The sequence below is a fragment of the Mycobacterium hackensackense genome, assembly GCF_025822555.1.
Lineage (GTDB): Bacteria > Actinomycetota > Actinomycetes > Mycobacteriales > Mycobacteriaceae > Mycobacterium > Mycobacterium fluoranthenivorans.
In genome coordinates this window covers 1-305 of the sequence record NZ_JACKUC010000015.1, presented here as the reverse complement: position 1 = coordinate 305, position 305 = coordinate 1, and the positions used below count along the sequence as shown (strand labels likewise).

Sequence of the window (305 nt, the reverse complement as noted above, 5' to 3'; positions counted from 1 at the left end):
CCCGATGTTGTCCGGCACCGTCCGCGCAATATTGATGTTGTGCGTCACGATCAACACCGTCGCATCGATCTGGGCATTGATATCGATCAACAACTGCGACAGATACGCGGTACGGACCGGATCCAGACCGGAGTCCGGCTCATCGCACAAGATGATCTGCGGATCCAACACCAGCGCCCGCGCCAGGCCGGCACGCTTGCGCATACCACCAGAAATCTCACCGGGGAACTTATGCCCATCATTGGGCATACCCACCAGCTCGAGCTTCTCCATCACGATCTTGCGGATATCGGACTCGGACTTTT

The 305-nt window shown here is 57.4% G+C and carries 1 pseudogene; it reads right to left on the bottom strand.

Annotated elements, in window-relative coordinates:
- Positions 1-305, bottom strand: a pseudogene (gene mceG, locus H7J86_RS00090) (ABC transporter ATP-binding protein MceG); the annotation flags it as partial.